Source organism: Crocosphaera sp. (assembly GCF_030064895.1).
In the GTDB taxonomy this organism is placed as follows: domain Bacteria; phylum Cyanobacteriota; class Cyanobacteriia; order Cyanobacteriales; family Microcystaceae; genus Crocosphaera.
Window position 1 is genome coordinate 1 of sequence record NZ_JASJEB010000058.1, and the last position, 20,050, is coordinate 20,050.

Annotated in this window: 18 protein-coding genes and 1 pseudogene; 10 read left to right on the forward strand and 9 right to left on the reverse strand. The window is 39.0% G+C overall.

Annotated features, from left to right (window positions below):
- Nucleotides 1-264 precede the first annotated feature (264 nt).
- Complete coding sequence (locus QNJ66_RS13950) at nucleotides 265-1,371, reverse strand: acyl-CoA dehydrogenase family protein (protein ID WP_300507921.1); 1,107 nt, start codon at nucleotides 1,369-1,371, stop codon at nucleotides 265-267.
- A 607-nt stretch (nucleotides 1,372-1,978) separates the two neighbouring features.
- Between QNJ66_RS13950 and QNJ66_RS13955 the strand changes: the two genes are divergently transcribed.
- Both QNJ66_RS13955 and QNJ66_RS13960 read left to right on the forward strand, forming a co-directional pair.
- On the forward strand, nucleotides 1,979-3,370 hold the full coding sequence (locus tag QNJ66_RS13955) for an NAD-dependent malic enzyme (protein WP_300507923.1): 1,392 nt from the start codon (nucleotides 1,979-1,981) through the stop codon (nucleotides 3,368-3,370).
- 46 nt (nucleotides 3,371-3,416) lie between these two features.
- Nucleotides 3,417-3,836, forward strand: coding sequence for a DUF2996 domain-containing protein (locus QNJ66_RS13960; protein WP_300507924.1), 420 nt, complete (start codon nucleotides 3,417-3,419; stop codon nucleotides 3,834-3,836).
- 157 nt (nucleotides 3,837-3,993) lie between these two features.
- Here the strand turns inward: QNJ66_RS13960 and murB are convergent, their stop codons facing one another.
- Complete coding sequence (murB, locus tag QNJ66_RS13965) at nucleotides 3,994-4,905, reverse strand: UDP-N-acetylmuramate dehydrogenase (RefSeq protein WP_300507926.1); 912 nt, start codon at nucleotides 4,903-4,905, stop codon at nucleotides 3,994-3,996.
- A gap of 184 nt (nucleotides 4,906-5,089) precedes the next feature.
- Nucleotides 5,090-6,598 carry a UDP-N-acetylmuramate--L-alanine ligase gene (gene murC / locus QNJ66_RS13970; protein ID WP_300507927.1) on the reverse strand — a complete coding sequence of 503 codons (1,509 nt, stop codon included), beginning with the start codon at nucleotides 6,596-6,598 and terminating at the stop codon, nucleotides 5,090-5,092.
- A gap of 453 nt (nucleotides 6,599-7,051) precedes the next feature.
- Between murC and psbV the strand changes: the two genes are divergently transcribed.
- The 4 genes from psbV (at nucleotide 7,052) to QNJ66_RS13990 (ending at nucleotide 11,062) form a co-directional block, all read left to right on the forward strand.
- Entirely contained in the window at nucleotides 7,052-7,537 is a 486-nt protein-coding gene (gene psbV / locus QNJ66_RS13975) for a photosystem II cytochrome c-550 (protein ID WP_300507929.1), read from the forward strand.
- A gap of 132 nt (nucleotides 7,538-7,669) precedes the next feature.
- Nucleotides 7,670-8,131, forward strand: coding sequence for a chemotaxis protein CheW (locus QNJ66_RS13980; RefSeq protein WP_300507931.1), 462 nt, complete (start codon nucleotides 7,670-7,672; stop codon nucleotides 8,129-8,131).
- Nucleotides 8,132-8,136: 5 nt separating this feature from the next.
- Nucleotides 8,137-9,360, forward strand: a complete 1,224-nt coding sequence (locus tag QNJ66_RS13985; protein ID WP_300507933.1) for a CheR family methyltransferase — start codon at nucleotides 8,137-8,139, stop codon at nucleotides 9,358-9,360.
- Nucleotides 9,361-9,382: 22 nt separating this feature from the next.
- The gene (locus tag QNJ66_RS13990) at nucleotides 9,383-11,062 is read left to right on the forward strand and encodes a methyl-accepting chemotaxis protein (RefSeq protein WP_300507935.1); all 1,680 of its coding nucleotides are present in this window, start codon (nucleotides 9,383-9,385) and stop codon (nucleotides 11,060-11,062) included.
- Nucleotides 11,063-11,107: 45 nt separating this feature from the next.
- Here QNJ66_RS13990 and QNJ66_RS13995 read toward each other — a convergent pair whose 3' ends face one another.
- Entirely contained in the window at nucleotides 11,108-11,545 is a 438-nt protein-coding gene (locus QNJ66_RS13995) for a hypothetical protein (RefSeq protein ID WP_300507936.1), read from the reverse strand.
- Nucleotides 11,546-11,794: 249 nt separating this feature from the next.
- On the opposite strand from QNJ66_RS13995, the gene QNJ66_RS14000 reads away from it, so the two are divergent.
- Together QNJ66_RS14000 and hisI are read left to right on the forward strand one after the other, a co-directional pair.
- Complete coding sequence (locus tag QNJ66_RS14000) at nucleotides 11,795-11,962, forward strand: hypothetical protein (protein ID WP_300507937.1); 168 nt, start codon at nucleotides 11,795-11,797, stop codon at nucleotides 11,960-11,962.
- 336 nt (nucleotides 11,963-12,298) lie between these two features.
- On the forward strand, nucleotides 12,299-12,784 hold the full coding sequence (gene hisI / locus QNJ66_RS14005) for a phosphoribosyl-AMP cyclohydrolase (protein WP_300507939.1): 486 nt from the start codon (nucleotides 12,299-12,301) through the stop codon (nucleotides 12,782-12,784).
- 83 nt (nucleotides 12,785-12,867) lie between these two features.
- Here the strand turns inward: hisI and QNJ66_RS14010 are convergent, their stop codons facing one another.
- The gene (locus QNJ66_RS14010) at nucleotides 12,868-13,515 is read right to left on the reverse strand and encodes a class I SAM-dependent methyltransferase (RefSeq protein ID WP_300507941.1); all 648 of its coding nucleotides are present in this window, start codon (nucleotides 13,513-13,515) and stop codon (nucleotides 12,868-12,870) included.
- 143 nt (nucleotides 13,516-13,658) lie between these two features.
- Between QNJ66_RS14010 and QNJ66_RS14015 the strand changes: the two genes are divergently transcribed.
- Together QNJ66_RS14015 and cysS are read left to right on the forward strand one after the other, a co-directional pair.
- Nucleotides 13,659-14,159: a nuclear transport factor 2 family protein gene (locus QNJ66_RS14015; protein ID WP_300507942.1), complete on the forward strand. Its 501-nt coding sequence runs from the start codon at nucleotides 13,659-13,661 to the stop codon at nucleotides 14,157-14,159.
- A 299-nt stretch (nucleotides 14,160-14,458) separates the two neighbouring features.
- Nucleotides 14,459-15,904, forward strand: coding sequence for a cysteine--tRNA ligase (gene cysS, locus QNJ66_RS14020; RefSeq protein ID WP_300507944.1), 1,446 nt, complete (start codon nucleotides 14,459-14,461; stop codon nucleotides 15,902-15,904).
- Nucleotides 15,905-16,398: 494 nt separating this feature from the next.
- Here the strand turns inward: cysS and QNJ66_RS14025 are convergent, their stop codons facing one another.
- The 4 genes and pseudogenes from QNJ66_RS14025 to QNJ66_RS14040 form a co-directional block, all read right to left on the reverse strand.
- Nucleotides 16,399-16,893, reverse strand: coding sequence for an organic hydroperoxide resistance protein (locus tag QNJ66_RS14025; protein WP_300507946.1), 495 nt, complete (start codon nucleotides 16,891-16,893; stop codon nucleotides 16,399-16,401).
- A gap of 280 nt (nucleotides 16,894-17,173) precedes the next feature.
- Complete coding sequence (locus tag QNJ66_RS14030) at nucleotides 17,174-18,637, reverse strand: transposase (RefSeq protein WP_300507948.1); 1,464 nt, start codon at nucleotides 18,635-18,637, stop codon at nucleotides 17,174-17,176.
- A 164-nt stretch (nucleotides 18,638-18,801) separates the two neighbouring features.
- Nucleotides 18,802-19,260: pseudogene (locus tag QNJ66_RS14035) on the reverse strand (GTP-binding protein); the annotation flags it as partial.
- Between the two features lie 176 nt (nucleotides 19,261-19,436).
- The gene (locus tag QNJ66_RS14040; protein WP_300507950.1) at nucleotides 19,437-19,811 is read right to left on the reverse strand and encodes a hypothetical protein; all 375 of its coding nucleotides are present in this window, start codon (nucleotides 19,809-19,811) and stop codon (nucleotides 19,437-19,439) included.
- Between the last annotated feature and the right edge of the window lie 239 nt (nucleotides 19,812-20,050).

Consider the following 20,050-nt stretch of genomic DNA (forward strand, 5'->3'; position numbering starts at 1 on the left):
TCAGTCTCTATGTCTGAGGTTTTTTTCTTTAAGAATTAATTTTCTAATGGGTGATAGGAAACGATTCATTTTTGGGAAGACTAGATATAGACAAGAACAAGTCACTCTGTCATAAAGACTTGCTGTTTGAAAATACTCTGAAGATGTATCATTTAACTTTTTGCTGTTGTTACTTTGCTATTTGATTTCATCTTGTCTCCGAAAAACCTCAAGTATACTGAGGTTTTTTATTGCTTTTTAAGAAATTTTAAACCCCAAAAATAATTATACACTATCGATAATTAATTGTTCTAAACTCGCTTTCATAATATCAGTAGTTTGAGTAAAAACACTAAAAACAAGAGCTTCTTTGTACACCCTTTGAGCAGGATGATTATAATAGTTGGCAGCACCACTAGAAACAATTAACGCAGCTTTTGAGCATTTTTGAGCTAAATTAATCGCCCAAACTCTTAACTTTAAATCATCTTCAAAAAAACGGTTATCAACTTGCATTTTTTGTCTAATTTTATCTTGACAATCATGCAATTCTTTACTCAAAATATCATAGGATTTTTCAATAAAACTAATTTGTTTTATTTCTGCTGCCTTTTTAACAATATCTAGACCAGCTTTAGCACAACCCAAAACTAAAAAACTGGGATAGAGAACAACCTTTTTGTCATTATCATGAATTGCTCCAGCAGGAGCAATAGAAACCACACTTTCTGAAGACAAAAAATAGTTTTCAAAGATAGCTTCTACAGTATTAGTAGACTGCATTGCTCCTAATTTCATCGGCGCACTAAACCTAACTTGAGACGAGGGAGTAAAAGGAATAATTCCTCTAATTTCTCGACCATCGGGCAAATTAGCACCTAAAATAAAGACATCAAAAAAATTAAACCCTGTAATCCAAGGAACTTTTCCTATGATGTTATATCCCCCCTGAATAGGAGTTGCCGTAATCATGGGTTTACCCTCCCGTCTGAGTTGAGAAAAACCCAGACCACACAATAAATTATTTTCAACAATTTTTGATAAATATTGTTTTTTTAAAGGCTCATTTTTACTGTTCACAAGAGCATTTATAGACCCTTGATGTTGCAGTTGTAAAAAAGCTAATGCCCCTGAATATTGGGATAATAATTGTTGCAATAAATAAAACCTTTCTGGTTCTAATCCTAAACCACCCCAAGATTGAGGAATTCTGACAGATAATAAAGAGAGTTTGATTAATCCTTGTAAAGCCTTTTTTAAAGCAGTAGGTGATTGATCAATATCAAAAGCAACAGGAGCAATAAATTCTTGTAAATAGGATTCTATACTATCTAAAAAATTATCTGAACTGTTAACTTGAGGACAACTATTAATTTCTTTAGTAATAGACATAGGGTAATTGGATAACAAAACAATTAAGAGAGCTAAAGCAATCAGGTTTCACTTATGAGAAAATGAGCTTGCTGGGTAAAACACAATGTAGTTTACCCCTATAGGGGCATAATTATTACGGATATTATACTATCATGTCCTTATATATTCTCGGTTATCACATATCATTACTGACTGCCATAGAGACTATAATAGGATAAAATTTCCGATATTTTAGTACACAGAGAACTTCCTTTGAGAAAAGAAAGTTTTTACTTGCATATAGCCCTACGCATTAATGTCAGAAGATTTTATTTATTTCTGTTGCCTGTTTCTCTATTCCCTGTTTCCCAAAACAAAAATATATGTATCCTAACCATTTTTTGTAATGCTATAGATAGATTAAACATTAAAATGTCAACATTCGCGAGACTCCCCACACTCACTCAAACAAAATATTAATACACTCAATTGAAAATTGCCATGAGGGAGAAGAAATTAAACTATTATTCAAAGAATTAGAATAGCCCAATTTAGGGGATAAACTAAGAAGGAAACAAAAGAAATGATAGTCAGGCGATCGCATCCATCTCAGACCGAATGACTACTAATGCAGCTAAGGAGTTACATGCCAGACCTCAACCCAAACGCAAGTTATAGCCTTGCATTGACCATCGAATTACCCAATATTGCAGGAACCCTAGCCAACGTTACCCAGTCCATTGCAGGGGCCAAAGGAAATTTAGGAGAAATTTCTTTAATTGAGCATAATCTCGAAATTACCCAACGGGAAATAACCATCGAAGCATCCAGTGAAGAACACGCTGAGGAAATTGTTGCAGCCGTTAGAGAAATTCCCAACGTCAAAATATTAAAAGTATCAGATCGCACCTTTGAACTACACCGTAAAGGCAAAATTACCGTAGAAAGTCGTCTCCCGCTTCATTCTCAAGGAGACTTGGCTATGGCCTACACTCCAGGAGTAGGCCGTATCTGTAAAGCCATCGCTCGTGAACCTTCAGAAGTCTATAATCTCACCATTAAACATAACACGGTGGCAGTGGTAACCGATGGCAGTGCAGTGTTAGGGTTAGGCAACCTCGGACCCGAAGCAGCATTACCGGTCATGGAAGGAAAAGCCATGTTATTTAAAGAGTTTGCCAGCGTGGATGCTTTTCCCATCTGTTTAGCCACCCAAGACACAGAAGAAATTATCGAAACCGTCAAACGCATCGCCCCGGTGTTTGGGGGAATTAATTTAGAAGATATTGCCGCCCCCCGTTGCTTTGAAATTGAAAAACGATTACGCCAAGAATTAGATATACCCGTATTCCACGACGATCAACACGGAACAGCCATCGTTACCCTAGCCGCTTTATTTAATGCCCTGAAATTAGTCCGTAAGCCCCTAGAAGAGGTACGAATCGTCATTAATGGAGCCGGGGCTGCTGGTGTGGCTATCGCCTCCCTATTGCGAACTGCTGGGGCTACCACCATTTGGTTATGCGACTCCAAAGGCTTAATTTCTCACTCTCGCAACGATTTGAATCCCCAAAAACAAGCTTACGCAGTTAGTGCCAGTGGTACCTTAGAAGATGCCATGCAAGGGGCCGATGTCTTTTTAGGGGTGAGTGCGCCGGGAGTGGTAACCCCAGAAATGGTGAGATCAATGAACAAAGATCCTATTGTTTTTGCTATGGCTAACCCCATCCCCGAAATTCAACCCGAGTTAGTCATGAATGATGTAGCGGTGATGGCCACAGGACGCAGTGACTATCCGAACCAAATTAACAACGTTTTAGCCTTTCCTGGAGTATTTAGAGGGGCATTAGATTGTCGTGCCAAAAATATTACCGAGCGTATGTATTTAGAAGCTGCTAAAGCGATCGCTTCTTTGGTTAATTCCAGTCAGTTGGATGGGCAACATATTATCCCTTCTGTGTTTGATGAGCGGGTCTCTCATGCTGTAGCTAGTGCGGTGGAATTAGCTGCCCGTGAAGATGGTGTTGCGAGTCAGTAGTTATTCTAGCGATAGAATAAGTAATGGAAAAATTAGAGGCACAACTATGGCAGAAGAAACAAAACCAGCCGCAAAAAAAGAAAAACCCCCTGCGATCGAGAAAAAACCCTTCACCGAGTTCATGGAGGAGCATTTTACCCCTACTCTCAAAGAAAGTTTAACCAAAGAAGGACTAAACGATCTTGAATTATCCTTTACCAAAGCTCCTGTTTCTATTCCCGGAGCAATGTCTGATGAAGCTTGTTGGCAAGTCATTGGTATTTGGAATCAGGGAAAACGACAATTTAACATCTACTTCCCCAAAGAGGATATAAAAGGACCAAAAGCCTTTTCCTACGCCGTTAATGGCAAACCTCCAAGTACCATTGAATCTTTTATGATCGATGAGCGTAAAGTTACCCTCGATTTGATGGTTTTATATACTTTACAACGCCTCAACGGGCAGAAATGGTTAACCCGAAATTGATTAGAGTGTGGGGAGTGTGGGGAGTGTGGGAAGTGAGGGAAGTGTACTTCGACAACCTCAGCAACAGGGAATACTAGAACAATATCAATATTCTGCTCCCCCATCTTCCAGTCTCCCAGTCTCCCAGTCTCCCCGTCTCCCCGTCTCCGGTGTCTCCCTAAAGAGCAGAAAATTCCCCTAAAATTTTCACTTCTGGTTCTAACAATAAAGACCAATGAGACTGGACTTTTTCTTGAATATGATTAATGAGACGGAAAATATCCTGAGCTTTGGCTTGACCGCAATTTAAGATAAAATTGGCATGACGTTGAGAAACCTCTGCATCTCCCACCCGATAGCCTTTTAATCCCAATTGTTCGATTAACCAACCGGCTGCATAAGGGCTAGGGTTACGGAAAACGCTGCCACAACTGGGTTTATCGTAGGGTTGAGAACTTTTACGCTTCCAAAGGTTTTCTTGTGTCTTAGCGGTTATTTCTTCGCGAGTAAAGCCAGGTTGTAGTTGAAAAGTGGCTTCGATAACTAACCGTTTGCCTCCTTGTAAAGCAGAGGTACGATAACTATAGTTTAAATCTTCTGGGGTCAAGGTTTCTACTTTGCCATCTGGAGATGCTACCACCGCACTCACTAAACAGTCAGCCGTACATTGATTATGCGCCCCTGCATTCATTACCACTGCTCCGCCAACGGTTCCAGGGATACCCACAGCCCATTCTAAGCCACTCCAACCCCGTTTGGCTGCTTGCCAAGCGACACTAACAATGGGTTGTCCTGCTGCTACGGTAACTTGTCCTGTGGCCTCATCGAAGCGACGATGACGTAGATAACGGGTACTTAAGACTAATCCCTCGATTCCGCGATCGCTGATCAAGAGATTAGAACCGGCTCCCAATAACATCAAGGGAATATCTTGTTTTTGGAACCATTCAAAGGTTTCTTGTAACTGCTCGAAGTCTCTAGGAGCAGCATACCATTGAGCTTGTCCACCAACTCGATAAGATGTATGAGAGGCAAGGGAAACATTGGGGTAGATTATGGGTTCAGACGAAGGGTTAAAAGCATTAATCATGGCTATTGGCAGTTAATGAGGGTAATCTGAGAAAGACGACTAAAGATTAAACTAATTGTTCCTAATTTTGGCTTAAAATCAAGAATAATTAGCTATTTTGTGAGTTTTTATACTGTTTTTGCTTATTAGGTACAAGTTAACAGTAAGATGCTTTTGATCTGATAACTGATAACTGTGAACTGAACTAAGCTGCTTGATATTGGGAAATGACTTGAGGAATAATCTGATTGAGATTGCCTGCACCTAAAAACAGCACTAAATCTCCTGGTTGCAGTAAACTAGGTAAGGCTTCATTTAAAGCCTTTAGGCATGGCTCATAGATGACTTGAGCATGATTATCTTGTACTGCGATCGCTAAGTCTTGGCCACTGATGTTATGTAGGTTGACCTCTCCGGCACTGTAGATGTCGGTTAAAAATACGAGATCAGCATGGTTGAAACAAGCAGAAAATTCCTTTAAAAAGGTCGCTGTTCGACTATAGCGGTGGGGTTGAAAAATAGCTACAACACGAGAAATATTCTTACCATCTACTTTAGAACGAGCAGCAGAAAGGGTGGCCTCAATTTCGCTAGGATGATGGGCATAATCATCGATAAAGGTGACACCGTTACAATGGCCACGTTGCTCAAAGCGTCGTTTTGCTCCTGCAAAGGTCAATAAAGCATCAGCAATGACAGAAAATTCTAAGCCTAATTTTCGTCCGACAGCGATTGCAGCTAAAGCATTACTAAAATTATGATTTCCAGGGATAGTTAGGCGCATTTCCCCTAAATAATGCCCTTTTTCCCATACTTGTGCTGTTGTACCGTTATGATCGCTCTTTAGTTCTTTAACGGTGTAATCTGCTCCTTTATTGCTATCTAAACTGTAAGTAATGGAAGGAGTAAGTTGAGTTGCGACGGTTTCACAGTCGAGACAACCGATTAAAATATCACACTGGGTTTCAAAAATTTGGAAGGTTTTAACTACATCATCCAGGGTTTGATAGTGATCGGGATGATCTAATTCAATATTAGTAACAATACCAATGTTAGGATAATGCTTAGTGAGAGAACCATCGGACTCATCCGCTTCTGCCACGAGATAACCTCCTCTGGCACCAATACGAGCATTTCCTTCCCAAGCATCCACTTCACCCCCAACAATAATAGTGGGATCAACCCCTGCTTTGAGCAGCATATAACCAATTAAACTACTGGTGGTGGTTTTGCCGTGGGTTCCAGCCACCGCAATACTTTGATAATCTCGAATTAAAGCAGCTAAAACATCGGAACGATGGAAAATAGGACAACCTTTTTCCCTAGCTGCAGCATATTCTGAGTTGCTGTTGCTGATGGCAGTTGAACAGATAACTTGAGGTAACGTTTTATTAAAAGATAAAATATTAGAGTCCCCAAACGTTTCAGTATGACCGTTGCGGTAGCTTAAATCGTTACCATTGGCTGCCACCGATACGGTTTCTAATATTTGTTCTGGACTATTGCTAAATAATTCTAAATTGGTCGCTTCTTGTCGACTGAAAATGTGCGCCCCAACCCCTTGTAATCGTTCAGTAATATGGGTTGAACGCAAATCAGACCCCGATACAGGTAATTGCCGTTTTGCTAAGACATAGGCTAAAGCTGACATACCGATGCCACCAATACCAATAAAATGAAACGGCCGTCCACTAAAATCTACGGTTTTCACCATTACTTCTCCTCACACACCACTAAAGTGAAATCAACTAATTATGATTTTACGGGTTATGATATCAAAAACTGACTCGTTGGTCATTAAGACACTCGTCTTCAGTATGTACCACATCACAATATCCGAACCAAGTTCACTATAAAGAGTTCCCATAAATTGAAACTGTAGAAAAATACCTATAGTCATTTAGAAGGACATCGCTGGCTCTCTACTGTTGCGCAACAGTTAAAAAAACTGTCTCTGTTGTCAAATTAAGATCAGACCTGTTAATTTCTCTGAGAGACAAGGTCTTTTCCCAAGCCAAAAACCCCTTTGTTCTCTATAACTCCGACTTTATCCCTCCTCTGAAAATATCAATGGGGATTTGAAACAGTAGAATTATGGTATTGTTGATAAAGCCGTAATGCGCGCAAAGATTAATATACCCACAAAATTATAATTTGCAGGAGAACAATGGTAAAACGACTCATCCTGACAGCGATCGCTGCTGTCTTCTTCTTTTTACAATTTCCCATCCATAATGCCAGTGCCTTAGAACTAGACGAAGCCACTCGCACTATCCCTTTAAATGAAGACGGACAACCTATTACTCTAAGTGATCAACAAATTGCCAATGGTAACAGATTGTTTATTCGCGAATGTACCCAGTGTCACTTACAAGGCAAAACCAAAACCAATAATAACGTGAGTCTGGGGGTAGAGGACTTAGAAGGGGCCGAACCTCCTCGTGATAATCTTTTAGCCATCGTAGATTATTTAAAGTATCCTACCAGTTACGATGGAGAGGACGACTATACTGAATTCCATGTTAACGTCACGCGTCCTGACATTTATCCAGAGTTAAAAGATTTCACCGAAGATGATGTTTATGATGTCTCGGGTTACATTCTAGTAGCACCTAAATTAGATTCTTACTGGGGTGGATCAATTTACTTCTAAAACTTGTTTTAAAGACAATTGGAATTTATTTTAAGATTATCTCTCTAGTTCTTCTAGAGAGATTTTTTATTATTAAAAAATAATGGATAATATGGATAATAGATAATATAAAACCCGAGATATAACCACCAAATGCTCTTACTGTTATTTCATCTAGGTGATGAAAGATACGCCATCGATAGTAAAAAGGTCGTGGAAATCATTCCACAAGTACTACTGAGAAAACTCTACCAAGCCCCAAAATACGTAGCCGGGGTGTTTAACTATCGTAGTAAAATAGTACCAGCCATCGATTTATGTTATTTAATTGGGGAATATCCCTGTCGTCATTGTCTGAGTACAAGGATTATCATAGTAAATTATCCTATGGCTGATGGCACCAGTCGCTACCTTGGACTAATGGCAGAACGAGTAACAGACACCCTCTATAAATCAGAAAACGAATGGAGATCCAAAGAAGTCACCTCTGAGATAGCAGCTTACTTTGGAGAGATTATTCCTGAAAAGGACGGTATGATTCAAACGTTACGGGTTGATCAATTACTCTCAAATACCCAAAGAAACTGGTTGTTATCAGAAAATCGCCCACACTGACAAAAATGATGAACCAAGACTATCAAGGGATTAAGAAGTTACTGGCAGAAAAAATCGGTTTAGGCCCAGATAAAATTGGTCAGCATCAGTTAATTAGGGCGGTCAATATCCGTCAACAAGCTTGTGGTGTCAATCAGCTATCAAATTATTTACAACGATTACAATCTTCAGCCTATGAATTTCAAGAATTGGTTGAAGAAATCGTCATTGGAGAAACTTGGTTTTTTCGCCATCGAGGGGCATTTTCTTTATTAAGTCACTATGTTAAAACTCAATGGCTTCCATCGGCTTCCCAACAAACCCTAAGAATACTCAGTGTTCCTTGTTCAACAGGAGAAGAACCCTACTCCATTGCCATGACATTACTAAATTCGCCTTTAACCTCACGACAATTTAGCGTTGAAGGGATGGATATTAGTCAAGAAGCATTAGCCATTGCTAAAAAAGGGATTTATGGGAAAAACTCTTTTCGTTCTCACGATCAAGTGGATTATCAACATTTCTTTGAGGTTGAGGAAAACCGTTATCAAATTGCCCCTTCAATTCGCCGTCAAGTTAAGTTCTCTAATAAAAACTTACTGTCTGCTTGGCCAGCGAATCATCCTCCGTATCATGTCATTTTTTGTCGTCATTTATTGATTTATTTAGATCAGGTTTCCCGCGATCGCGTTCTCAAAACCTTAGACAGTATTCTCTGGGAAGGAGGATTATTATTCGTTGGTGCTGTAGAAACCAACTTAATTAAAAGTCCTAATTTTCGCTTTATGTCCAATCCTTCGGCTTTTGCCTATGAAAAACTTTCTCTCCCTAGGGCCAAAGTTCCTTTAAACTTACGCCAAACTCGTAAACCTCTCAGGCCATCGACAACAAAAAAAATATTATCACCTCCTCTTTCAACATCCCCAAAACAAAAAATCCAAGTTTCTTCTCTAGAAATGGCCCAAAAATTCGCTAATCAGGGAAAATTAAAAGAAGCAACCCAATCTTGTCAAACTTATCTCCAACGAAATCCGGTTGATGCTGAGGGTTATGTCTTGTTGGGGGAAATTTCTCAGGCGCAAGATAACCAAGAAGAAGCTCAACGATGTTTCCAAAAAGCACTCTACCTGCGGCCAAATTATCGCAAAGCTTTAGTTCATTTAGCCTTACTACTAGAAAGTAAAGGAGATAAACAAGGGGCAGCTATACTAAAAAATCGCATTCAACGATTAAATAATCTTCAAGGTTGACATGATTAAATTTTATAAATCGATGACTATCGAATCCAAGTTATTGGGACTGTTGGTATTTTCTGCTTTTATTATGGGAGTCGGTGCCATCGTTACTTGGGTGGGAATGTCTAAGTTGTACGCCGAAGTTAGGCAAATGTCAGAAGAGGATTTGTCTTTGATTCAAAATTTGATTTTAATGCAGGAAAATCAACTAGAACAAGTGCTTAACTTTGAGAAAGCTTATATCGCTGGACTAAATAGTGTTGATAACCCGTCTAATAAAACTAATTTTAATCAATCTCGTACTAACTTTCTTAATAATCAAAGTCGTGTTCGTACTGCGATCGAATCTTCACAAAGTCTCATTCGTAAACAAATAGATCTTGCTAATAATCCACAAGATAGAAGTGATTTTCAAGCGATAGCCAGTAGTTTGAACGATTACGAACAAGCTCATATTAATTATAATACTGGGGCTGAGGAGGTGTTTAGTTTAATTAATAGGAATAACATCGCTTCTGCTAGAAATATTGGCAGCAGAGTTCAGTCTTCTCAAGATGGACTCAAAGATAAAAATATTGCTCTCGTTAACCAGGTGGTTGGTTTATCACAAGATTCTGCCAAAATAGCGAAGCAACATCAACAAAATACTGTTAATATTGTTTCTGTTACGTTCGTCATTAGTATTATTACAATTATCAGTTTAGGCTACTGGATTACTCGAACCATTACTCGCTCTTTAGGACACGCGGTTCAACTGGCAGAGGAGGTTTCTAATGGTAATCTTACCGGAGAAGTCGAGGTAGTTTCTGATGATGAAATAGGACAACTTCTAGAAGCTTTAAAAATCATGATTTTTAACCTTAATTCTTTGATTTCTAAGGTGCAACAATCGGGTATTGCTATTACCAGTTCAACCACACAAATGGCTGCTTCTCGGAAAGAATTAGAAGCTACTTTAACGGAACAAATTGCTTCCACTAATGAGGTAACAACAACGGCACAAGAAATTGCTAATACTTCTGAAGAATTAGTTAATACTATGGAGCAAATTACGGAACTGTCCCAAAGTACGGCCACCGCAGCAAATCAAGGTCAAGATGATTTGGGGAGGATGGAAACTACCATGCGTCAACTGGCAGAAGCAACTACTTCTATTGCTTCTAAATTGGGAGTTATGAGTGAAAAAGCTCACAATATTAACAGTGTGGTCTTAACTATTACCAAAGTAGCCGATCAAACCAATTTATTATCTTTAAATGCTGCAATTGAAGCGGAAAAAGCTGGGGAATATGGGGCTGGTTTTGCGGTGGTTGCCAGAGAAATTCGTCGTTTAGCTGATCAAACGGCAGTAGCAACCTTAGAAATTGAACAGATGGTCAAAGAAATGCAGTCTGCCGTTTCTACGGGGGTTATGGAAATGGATAAATTTAATAAAGAAGTGAGTAGTAGTGTGCAAGATGTGGGCAATATTAGTCATCAAATTGCCCAAGTGATCGAACAAGTGCAAAGTATTACTCCTCGTTTTGAATTAGTTAGTAAAAGCATGGAAGAACAATCTCGCAGCGCGCAACATATCCGTGAAGCGATGGAACAGTTAAGCGAAGGATCGGAACAAACCGCTTATTCTCTCCACGATACTCATCTTGTCTTAGAAAGATTAAACGATGCAGCACAAAGTTTACAAACGGAAATATCGGTGTTTAAAGTGAAAGATTAAAGAATAAACCCAGGTATTTTCATAACACCTGGGGATTTTCTATCATTAATCAAGATAGCCCATTAATAAAGCTGGATCATCGATATCGTTAGGAGCAACGGGACGATCACCCATAACTGTATAGGTTTCACTGACTTGTAAATGACTGACCATGATTGGTCTTTGTCCAGAGATGGTTAAGGTATTCGAGATTTCCATATCACCAGCAGCAACGGGACGAGCAGCACCAACAGATTTATAGGTACTGACTATCTTCAGATGACTAGCTTCTACTGGACGGTTTCCAGGAAGAAGGCCAGGTTCGGTAATGAGTTGAATACCCTGAGCAGTTGTACTGGTTTTTTCTTTAACAGATAAGGCACTACTCTGCTTTTCTGCTGTCGCTGTAGAACGACTACTACGAGTGGTGGTTTTGCTAGTAGTGGTGGTTTTTGCGGTTTCTGCGCTTGGAGTGCCGTTGGTTTCGGTTTTTTGGGTAGCCATAATTATTTATCTCCTAAATATTATTATCCTAAGCTTAGAGGATCATAGTTCATTCAATCAATATCTTACCTTGGCGAGAAGCCATTGTGGATAGTATTTTGTGCTGTGATGTGCTTGGGTTCTATATTCAGAGTTACTCAGAAAACTTGACATTGATGTGTGGTGATTTTTTATTATAATACAGAAATAATAGTCTTTTTGTTCGACATACAACCATTAAATATTGACCATTTAATTAAATTTAAAATTATGATATCATCCTTAGAAAACACTCAAAAAAAGTCGCAAAAAACGACGAAAAAACAGATATTAGAAACTTCCTCTAAGCAAGACCCTATTTTATGTCCTCATTGTAAACGAACAGCCAGTAATGGGATTAAATGTAAAGGAATTTGTGTTGCTGATGATGATTATTAATCATTATATTATTCATTGTACTTCGTGTTAATATATCGGTCGCAATTCCTCTCTATCGCTAACATTAGTATAGCGTCAGCCTCCTTGCGACATTAAAGTGAAAATCTGCTACAATCTTCTAATGGATATATAGGGCAGGAAGTGTCCAAATCTACCCCTAAGCAGATGGTTGAAACACCATATATCAAGGGCAGTAGTTCTTGAGGGTAGAAAGCAAGGTTGAGCATTCTGAGGACACCTCAGAGTGATTGGAGCGACCGTCCAACTATATTGCTTTGCAATTAGTTGGGGTACTTCACAGGATAATGATTATCAAAATTGAAAAGTTGAGCCAATATGAATCCCCTATTTAGTGCCAGAATTTCAGTAGAACAAGTAGAAGAAGGTTTGTTTCTTGCTCCCAAATTCGACTGCAATGGTTTGATTCCAGTGGTTACCACCGATGTCAACACGGGTGATGTGCTGATGCACGCTTATATGAATGAAGAGGCGTTACTTAAAACCATTGAAACGGGAGAAGCTCACTATTACAGTCGCAGTCGTCAGCAATTATGGCATAAAGGTCAATCCAGTGGACTTGTGCAAAAAGTAGCCCACTTAACAATTGATGACGACCAAGATTGTCTGTGGATGCAGGTTAAAGTAGCTGGTTCGGGAGCTAGTTGTCACGTCGGTTATCGTTCTTGTTTTTATCGCAGTATTCCTACGGGAAAAAATGCAAGTGAATCCCAGGAACCAATTCAGTTAATTTTTACCGAAACGGAGAAAACTTTTGACCCGAAAACGGTGTATGGTGATGCTCCGAACCCAACACAATTGTAAATAAGTGCGATCGCTTTAACGAATAGTTTTTGAAAGTTCAGGCGATCGCAGTTTAACTTATGGGAATAAATTTTTGTAATTTCTTACGCTTTCTTTGCAACAATAAACACTCCTTTTAATTTAAACACCCCTTTGCGTCTGCTTTTGTTCGGCTGCCAATGGTAGTCAATTGTAAAACCAGCATCAATCAAATTATTTTCCAATTCTTTCCTGGTAAAAACTTTAACTAACGGGATCAAACCCAAAAATATTCCAATTGACGCTATACCCTTAAACCACTTCATCGTATCTCCCAAACATACCGTACTGGTGACGAAAACTCCGCCTGTTTTGAGTATCTTGTGAACATTGCTAATTACTTCTTTCTTGTTTTCAAGTAAGTGTAAAATACCAAGCCCTAAAACTACATCAAAGGTTTCATCACCTACAGTTAATTCTTCGATAGTCAATTGTTCAAAGGTGATGTTGTTGATGTTTTTTGCCTCGGCTTTACCCTGAGCAATTTTAATCATGTTCGACGAGAAATCTATTGCCCGGATATGTTTAACATAGGGTGCGTGAATGATAGCGGTCGATCCTGTTCCGCAACCAAACTCCAACACTTCCATCTCTGGCTTAAAGTATTCCTGCGTAACTTGCAGTTTTTTCTGATAAGCTGCCTCATCCGCAATAGGTTGTTGTGAATAACTTTCTGCCGTTTTGTCCCAAAATTTAACTGAATTGTTCATCATATAATCATTAATTTTCCCTATAAATTATAAATAAAACTAATGGTTATAGTAGAATGCCGCGCTCGTTATTTACCGCAGGAGGCAAGATACCCTTGTTGTCCATTTTTCTCCCACCCACGCATCAGTTTAGAGTACAATTAAGTATGACTCAAACTGTTGAAATTCAAATTATAGCAATAGACAGGCTAGTTAGGACACATAAATTATATTTTAAGGGAACAGGGAACAGGGAACAGGGAACAGAAAAATGTCCTAATAGCTTTGGCGACTGCTATATTAAGGCTGAAGAACGTCTTAGACAAGCCATGCTCGCCAGCGATGTCAGTGTTTTAGATGAATTATTAGCCCCTGACATTATTATTACTAACCATCTGGGACAATTACTCACGAAAAATGATGATTTAGCTGCTCATGAATCAGGTTTGTTTAAGATTGATCAATTAACACCTTCTGAACAACACATTTCAATTCATAAAGAGATAGCTATCGTTTCAGTACGAATGCAGTTGTCCGGTAGTTATAACGGGAGACCGACTAACGGAGACTTTCGTTACACAAGAATGTGGAATCTTTCAGAGAGGGCAACCTGGCAAATTGTCGCTGCCCATATTGGTATGATCAAAAAAATAGAATTTGAATCATAATCTCTTGGACTTTGGACAAAAAGGAAATATGTTAGCGTCAGTTTCGAGGTATTCTTTGAATTGTCAATCTATTAGGAACCTGTCTCTGACACTTTCGGAATTTCCCACACAGTGATCAGAAAACCTGAAATCCGTGTCTCAGATTTTTCAGAACGAGATAAAATAATGATTGTTATCAATATTCAGGAGAGGAACTAACCCAAAAATATGAATCGTCTAAACTAACCCAAAAATCTTACAAAAAGGCATTTTAGCCCCTATTCCGCCTTTCCCTCTTTAAAGATAGTTCCATAACATCGATGACCTTGAAAATTTACAATACCCAAACCCGTCGCCTCGAACCCTTTGAAACTCTTCTCCCTGGTAGAGTTACTATGTATTGCTGTGGCGTGACTGTCTACGATTATTGCCATTTAGGTCATGCCCGTTCCTATATTATCTGGGATATGGTGCGTCGCTATCTGCAATGGCGGGGATATGAAGTAACCTACGTGCAGAACTTTACCGATATCGATGATAAGATTCTCCGTCGCGCCCAAAAAGAAGGGGTATCGATGGCGGAGATTTCCGAACGTTTTATCGAAGCTTATTTTGAGGATATCCGTCCCTTAAATGTGATGGATGCAGATGAATATCCCCGGGTCACCGATAATATTTCTGGAATTCAACAATTAATTCAGGTATTGCTGGAAAAAAATTATGCTTATGCTGCGGATGGAGACGTTTACTTTCATGTGGAAGCTTTTGAAGAATATGGCAAACTCTCTGGACGTAGCCAGTCAATGATGCAAGCGGGGGCTAGTGGTAGAGTAGCAGTTAGCGATCCTGCAAATAGCCATAAAAAACATCCTTCAGATTTTGCTCTCTGGAAAAGTGCCAAACCAGAAGAACCGGCTTGGGATTCTCCTTGGGGTGAGGGTCGTCCCGGTTGGCATATTGAGTGTTCTGCTATGGTGAGGGGATTATTAGGAGAAACCATCGATATTCATGGTGGTGGAGGGGATTTAGTGTTTCCCCATCATGAAAATGAAATTGCTCAGTCAGAAGCTGCTAATGGTAAACCCCTGGCTAAATACTGGGTGCATAATGGCATGGTAACGGTGAATGGGGAAAAGATGTCTAAGTCTTTGGGGAACTTTACAACAATTCGCGAGTTATTAAATCGTCCCCTAGAGCCAATGGTAATTAGATTGTTTGTTTTACAGGCACATTACCGCAAGCCTTTAGATTTTACTGAAGAGGCCATTAGTTCAGCAACCAATGGTTGGCAAACTTTAGAGCAAGGTTTACTCTTTGGGGAAAAATATGGCAATAGATTAGGTTGGGAGAAAAACCAAGAACTCGACTCTGCTGTTATAGAACAATTCAAAGCAACAGTGGATGATGATTTTAATTCTCCTGGGGGATTAGCGGTTTTGTTTGAACTAGCCAAAAATCTCCGTCGGGAAGGAAATCTCTTAACCCATGAAGGTAAAACCCCTAGCGATGGGGAAAATTTACAACGACAATGGCAAACTTTAGTTCATTTGGCAGGTATTTTAGGATTAGAAGCTAAATCTGAAGTCGGCTTAGAAGAGACCCAGAACTTCGATGAAGCACAAATCACTAAATTGATTCAAGAACGTAATGCAGCCAGAAAAGTTAAAGATTATGCCGAAAGCGATCGCATTAGGGAACAATTACAAGAAATGGGAATTACTTTGATCGATCACCCTAATGGGGAAACCAGCATGGTTTATAGCTGATAGCAGTTCCTCGCCAAACTATTTTGAACATAAATTTTTGCGCAGTCCCCATCTAAATCAAGGATTTTAGATGGGGTTAGCAAAAAGCACAACTCGTGTTATGATGCTAGGTAGGGCATATTTACTAGGTACGGTAAAGAATTTGATTCGGAGACACGACCTTTTGCCTATAAGTAATCATCTACATCGATAAGATTGCTTTTACTGAGGGATTGGCAAGCAAAAGTCTTGCGGTCCGGTGCGGACACCACCTTTCTCGGTAACACCTTCACTCGGTGCAAAAAGAATCCCCAACTATAATCTCTGATTTAGTTGGTGGAGTGTTCAAGCAATTTCAAAGACTATTTCGATCTGCATTTTAACTAAATAAGCGTTATTAAAATGCAGATCGCTTTTCTACAGTGAATAACCAATTATAACGCCGATAGACGAAGAAATCACACCTCCGTTGCAACCTAATTGTTCTACTGCCGACTGCATAAACAATGTACTAATCAAACTACTGCCACCTTCACATCAACATTACCAGCAATGGCTTTCGAGTAAGGACAAAGTTGGTGAGCTTGAGCCACGACTTGCTCTGCTTTTTCACGTTCTGAGTTTGGCATCTCCACTTTCAAATTAGCCACAAGTTTATATCCACCGTCTGCTGGATCTCTTCCGATCGTGATCGCACATATCACTGCTGATTGAGACGCATCAACCCGCATCTTTCTGGCAACCAATGTAAGCGATCCATGAAAACAAGCAGCATATCCAGCAGCAAACAGTTGTTCTGGATTAGTTGCTTGACCATTCCCACCCAACTCTCGTGGCATCGCAAGATCTAAAGTTAATAATCCATCAGCACTTTCTGCATGACCTGACATTCGAGCGTGTCCTTCTGAACCTGGCGTTACAGTAACCACAGCCGTGTATAAAGGCTTAATTTCAACCCCTTCGTATGGCTGTTCTAATTGTTGCATCAGTTCTTCTGTATTAGGATTCATGATTCCTCTTATTTACCAAGACACTGTAGGCAGCCTATCACAAAATCCAATACTTAATGTTTTCCATAGTAAATGACCTCAAGCGAGAAGATGAACCAGCGATGGCCGATATTGCTTTAGAGTGAGCAGCAAAACGGAATAAAAGGTTGTTAATCGTAATATCTCGCTTGTCTATTAATTACCGCTCTCGGTAATTTACTTTTCGGCTTGAGTGAGTTCAAGTAAAAACGAATGATGGCCACTCTCCTTGAAGTCTATCTAAGCCCCTAGGGGTTCACTCTCAACCCATTGCCCTTTTGTCGATTCCTCTTAGATGCCTAGGGTCAAACCAACCTTTTTCAATGGCATCAAATATGGTTAAATCCCTTTGCAACAAAAAGGATACTGTACGCTCAATCAAAACTTTTCTAACATCAGTCGACTTCATAAATCGGGTAATCTTAGGGTCATCGAGTCTTGTTTCAATATTACGTGCAGCATTACCATCAGCCGATAATACCTCCCCATCAAAGGTGAAGAATTGATCCCCACAACGAGTTCCTAAAAGGACTCCAAAACGGGAATCAACCTGCGAGGTATAGGCTGCATTTACTACCGTCACTGATGACGAACGACGGTAGGAAATCTCGTCGAGTGCTTTCTGTAGTGTTCCTTTGCACCATTCGGCCAAATTACGATTAATTCGCCGAGAAATCTTTTTGTTCTTAACAACAAAACTTAAGTCTTCTGTAATAGCATATTCATACTTATCAAAGAATTGATTAACTCCAGTTCTGACCATTGTTGTTAGAGTTTGTTTTTTCTTATTCTCTAAGGTTTGGTGACGTTTTTTCGTCAAGTTACATTGAAAAATGTGTCGCTTATTTTTCTTCATTGCTATTTGATATAACTTATTTCTTCCCTGACCCCTGGTATGTCTTTTCTTCACTGATTGGGACATTACCTTACCAATCCCTTGACCATAAATTTCATTATGAGAATCGGTAAAAGCTTCTGTGTATCCTTTATCTAAGCCACATTTACCAACTCCTACCGAGGGACTTCTTTTAACAATTTTAGGAAAATGTAGTCTAATTTCATCATTTAGCTCATCAAAAATAATTTGAAATAAGCCAGTTGGGGTGATTCGTCCTACTTTAAATAGTAGGGTTAGTTTTTCATACTTCCGCTTCCCAAGTAAATCCCCTCCAATGGTGACACTAATAACATTTCGGCTAATTCTTTTAACCACCGCACCATTACTAATTCCTACACAAATTTGATTATTAACATAACTATGACCTCGATGATAAGCTTGTCTCATCCAACGATGAAGTAAAGGATATTTCATCCATTCTAAAGTTCTGAGACTTTTAATCAATTCATCTCGGAACGAAGTAGCTTTTATTGCTTTTCCGAACCTATCTTTTTCAGGTTTAAAATAACGATAAATTTTCCTGATTACGATAGTTTTAGCTGCTTCAATACAGGCATGAATATCATTAATAACTCTCTCAAAAGTTTTCTGCCATTGCTTTTGAGGTAGTTTATACTTTGATGGGGGATTGCTTTTTTGAAATTCTTTGTAGAGCTTTTGATGGGAAATTCCCCAACATTTTAGACTACCGTATTTGTTCCAAATATCTGAACGTAAACGACCCGCTCGTTTTGCCATCATTGAAGCTTTTTCCACATCACCACCAACACAGTAACCTATTCTGGTAACAGAATATTCATCCACTTGATTGATGGCTTTTCTTTTCATAACACTTTGGGAACTCCTTTACCTATTTTACTATGTTCCAACGAGATAAAATTTTCCGATGATAGCCAAATTTTTCTTGTCCTTGCTTAGGGGTTAGATACACCGTGTCCGTTTAGTTACTATTTACCCCTATATGCTACGCTATATTGTTACTTAATGGTTAGACTATCAAAATGTTTGGCATCAAAAGCGGCTGCATCTACAACTGTAATGACAGCATCAAGACGAGTTAAAAACTTTAATTCTGTTCCTAAAAAATTCAAGATGATTGGTAATGGATCTGCTAATCCCGTTGTTTCAATGACTAAATAATCTATTTTTTCTTCTGCTTCTAAAACTCGATAGACAGTATTAACAAAACCATCATTGATGGTGCAACAAATACAACCGTTATCCAATTCTATCATATCTGATTCGGCTGAAATAAGAAGTTGCTCATCAATATTAATATCCCCAAACTCATTAACTAATACCGCTATTTTCAGGTTATCTTTATTCTCTAAAATTTGATTAAGTAAAGTGGTTTTGCCACTACCTAAGAAACCAGTAATTATGGTGACTGGCATTCCACTTTTTGGTAAAGATGGCAGAGCATCGGATAGGTTGAAATTTAGAGGAGTCATAGTCTTAAGTGAATTTCTTTCGGGATACTTCGATAATTATTATCAATTTACACTATCATGAGAATGATAATCATTCTCATGATAAGATATCAGATATGGATTAATGATCAGATCATTAATGTGGTGGGTATCCAACAGATGAGCAATATTTTTTTGTTCGTAGAGAAATTTACGTACTAGCCTTTTGATTTCTGGCTAATCGACAGATAAGTGAGTCGTTCTGAATTTTCAGCGACGGAAACTCCAATTAACGTAATATCACTTTCTAAAGGAATGGAAGCAAAGTAGCAACAGAGTTCTTCTGTTGTTCCTCCAGGACATAGGGGACAATCGTTGACAATTATCGGTAAACGCTCTCCCCATTCCTGTAATCGCTTTTCCATCTCGACCATATCTAATCCATACATATCAGATGGATTACGTTGAGCGCGAAGATGTAACGTAATTTGAAAATCATGCCAATGATTGTCTGTCCAGATTGGAGGATTATGATGTTTGCGACGTAAGGTAGCACGGATTTGATAATCGAAAATTAGGGGCTGCGTAATCACTTGTAATGATAAAGATAGAATCAACGGAGAAGAAAGAAATAGACTCCTCTAAGCCTGATTTTATCTAAGCCTGATTTTACCTTATGGATTTTGAATGATGTTTTCAACAATTAAAGTAAAAAAATCCTCTACATCTAGTAGAGGATTTTTAAAGATATAGCAGTCGCCAAAGCTATTAGGACATTTTTCTGTTCCCTGTTCCCTGTTCCCTGTTCCCTTAAAATATAATTTATGTGTCC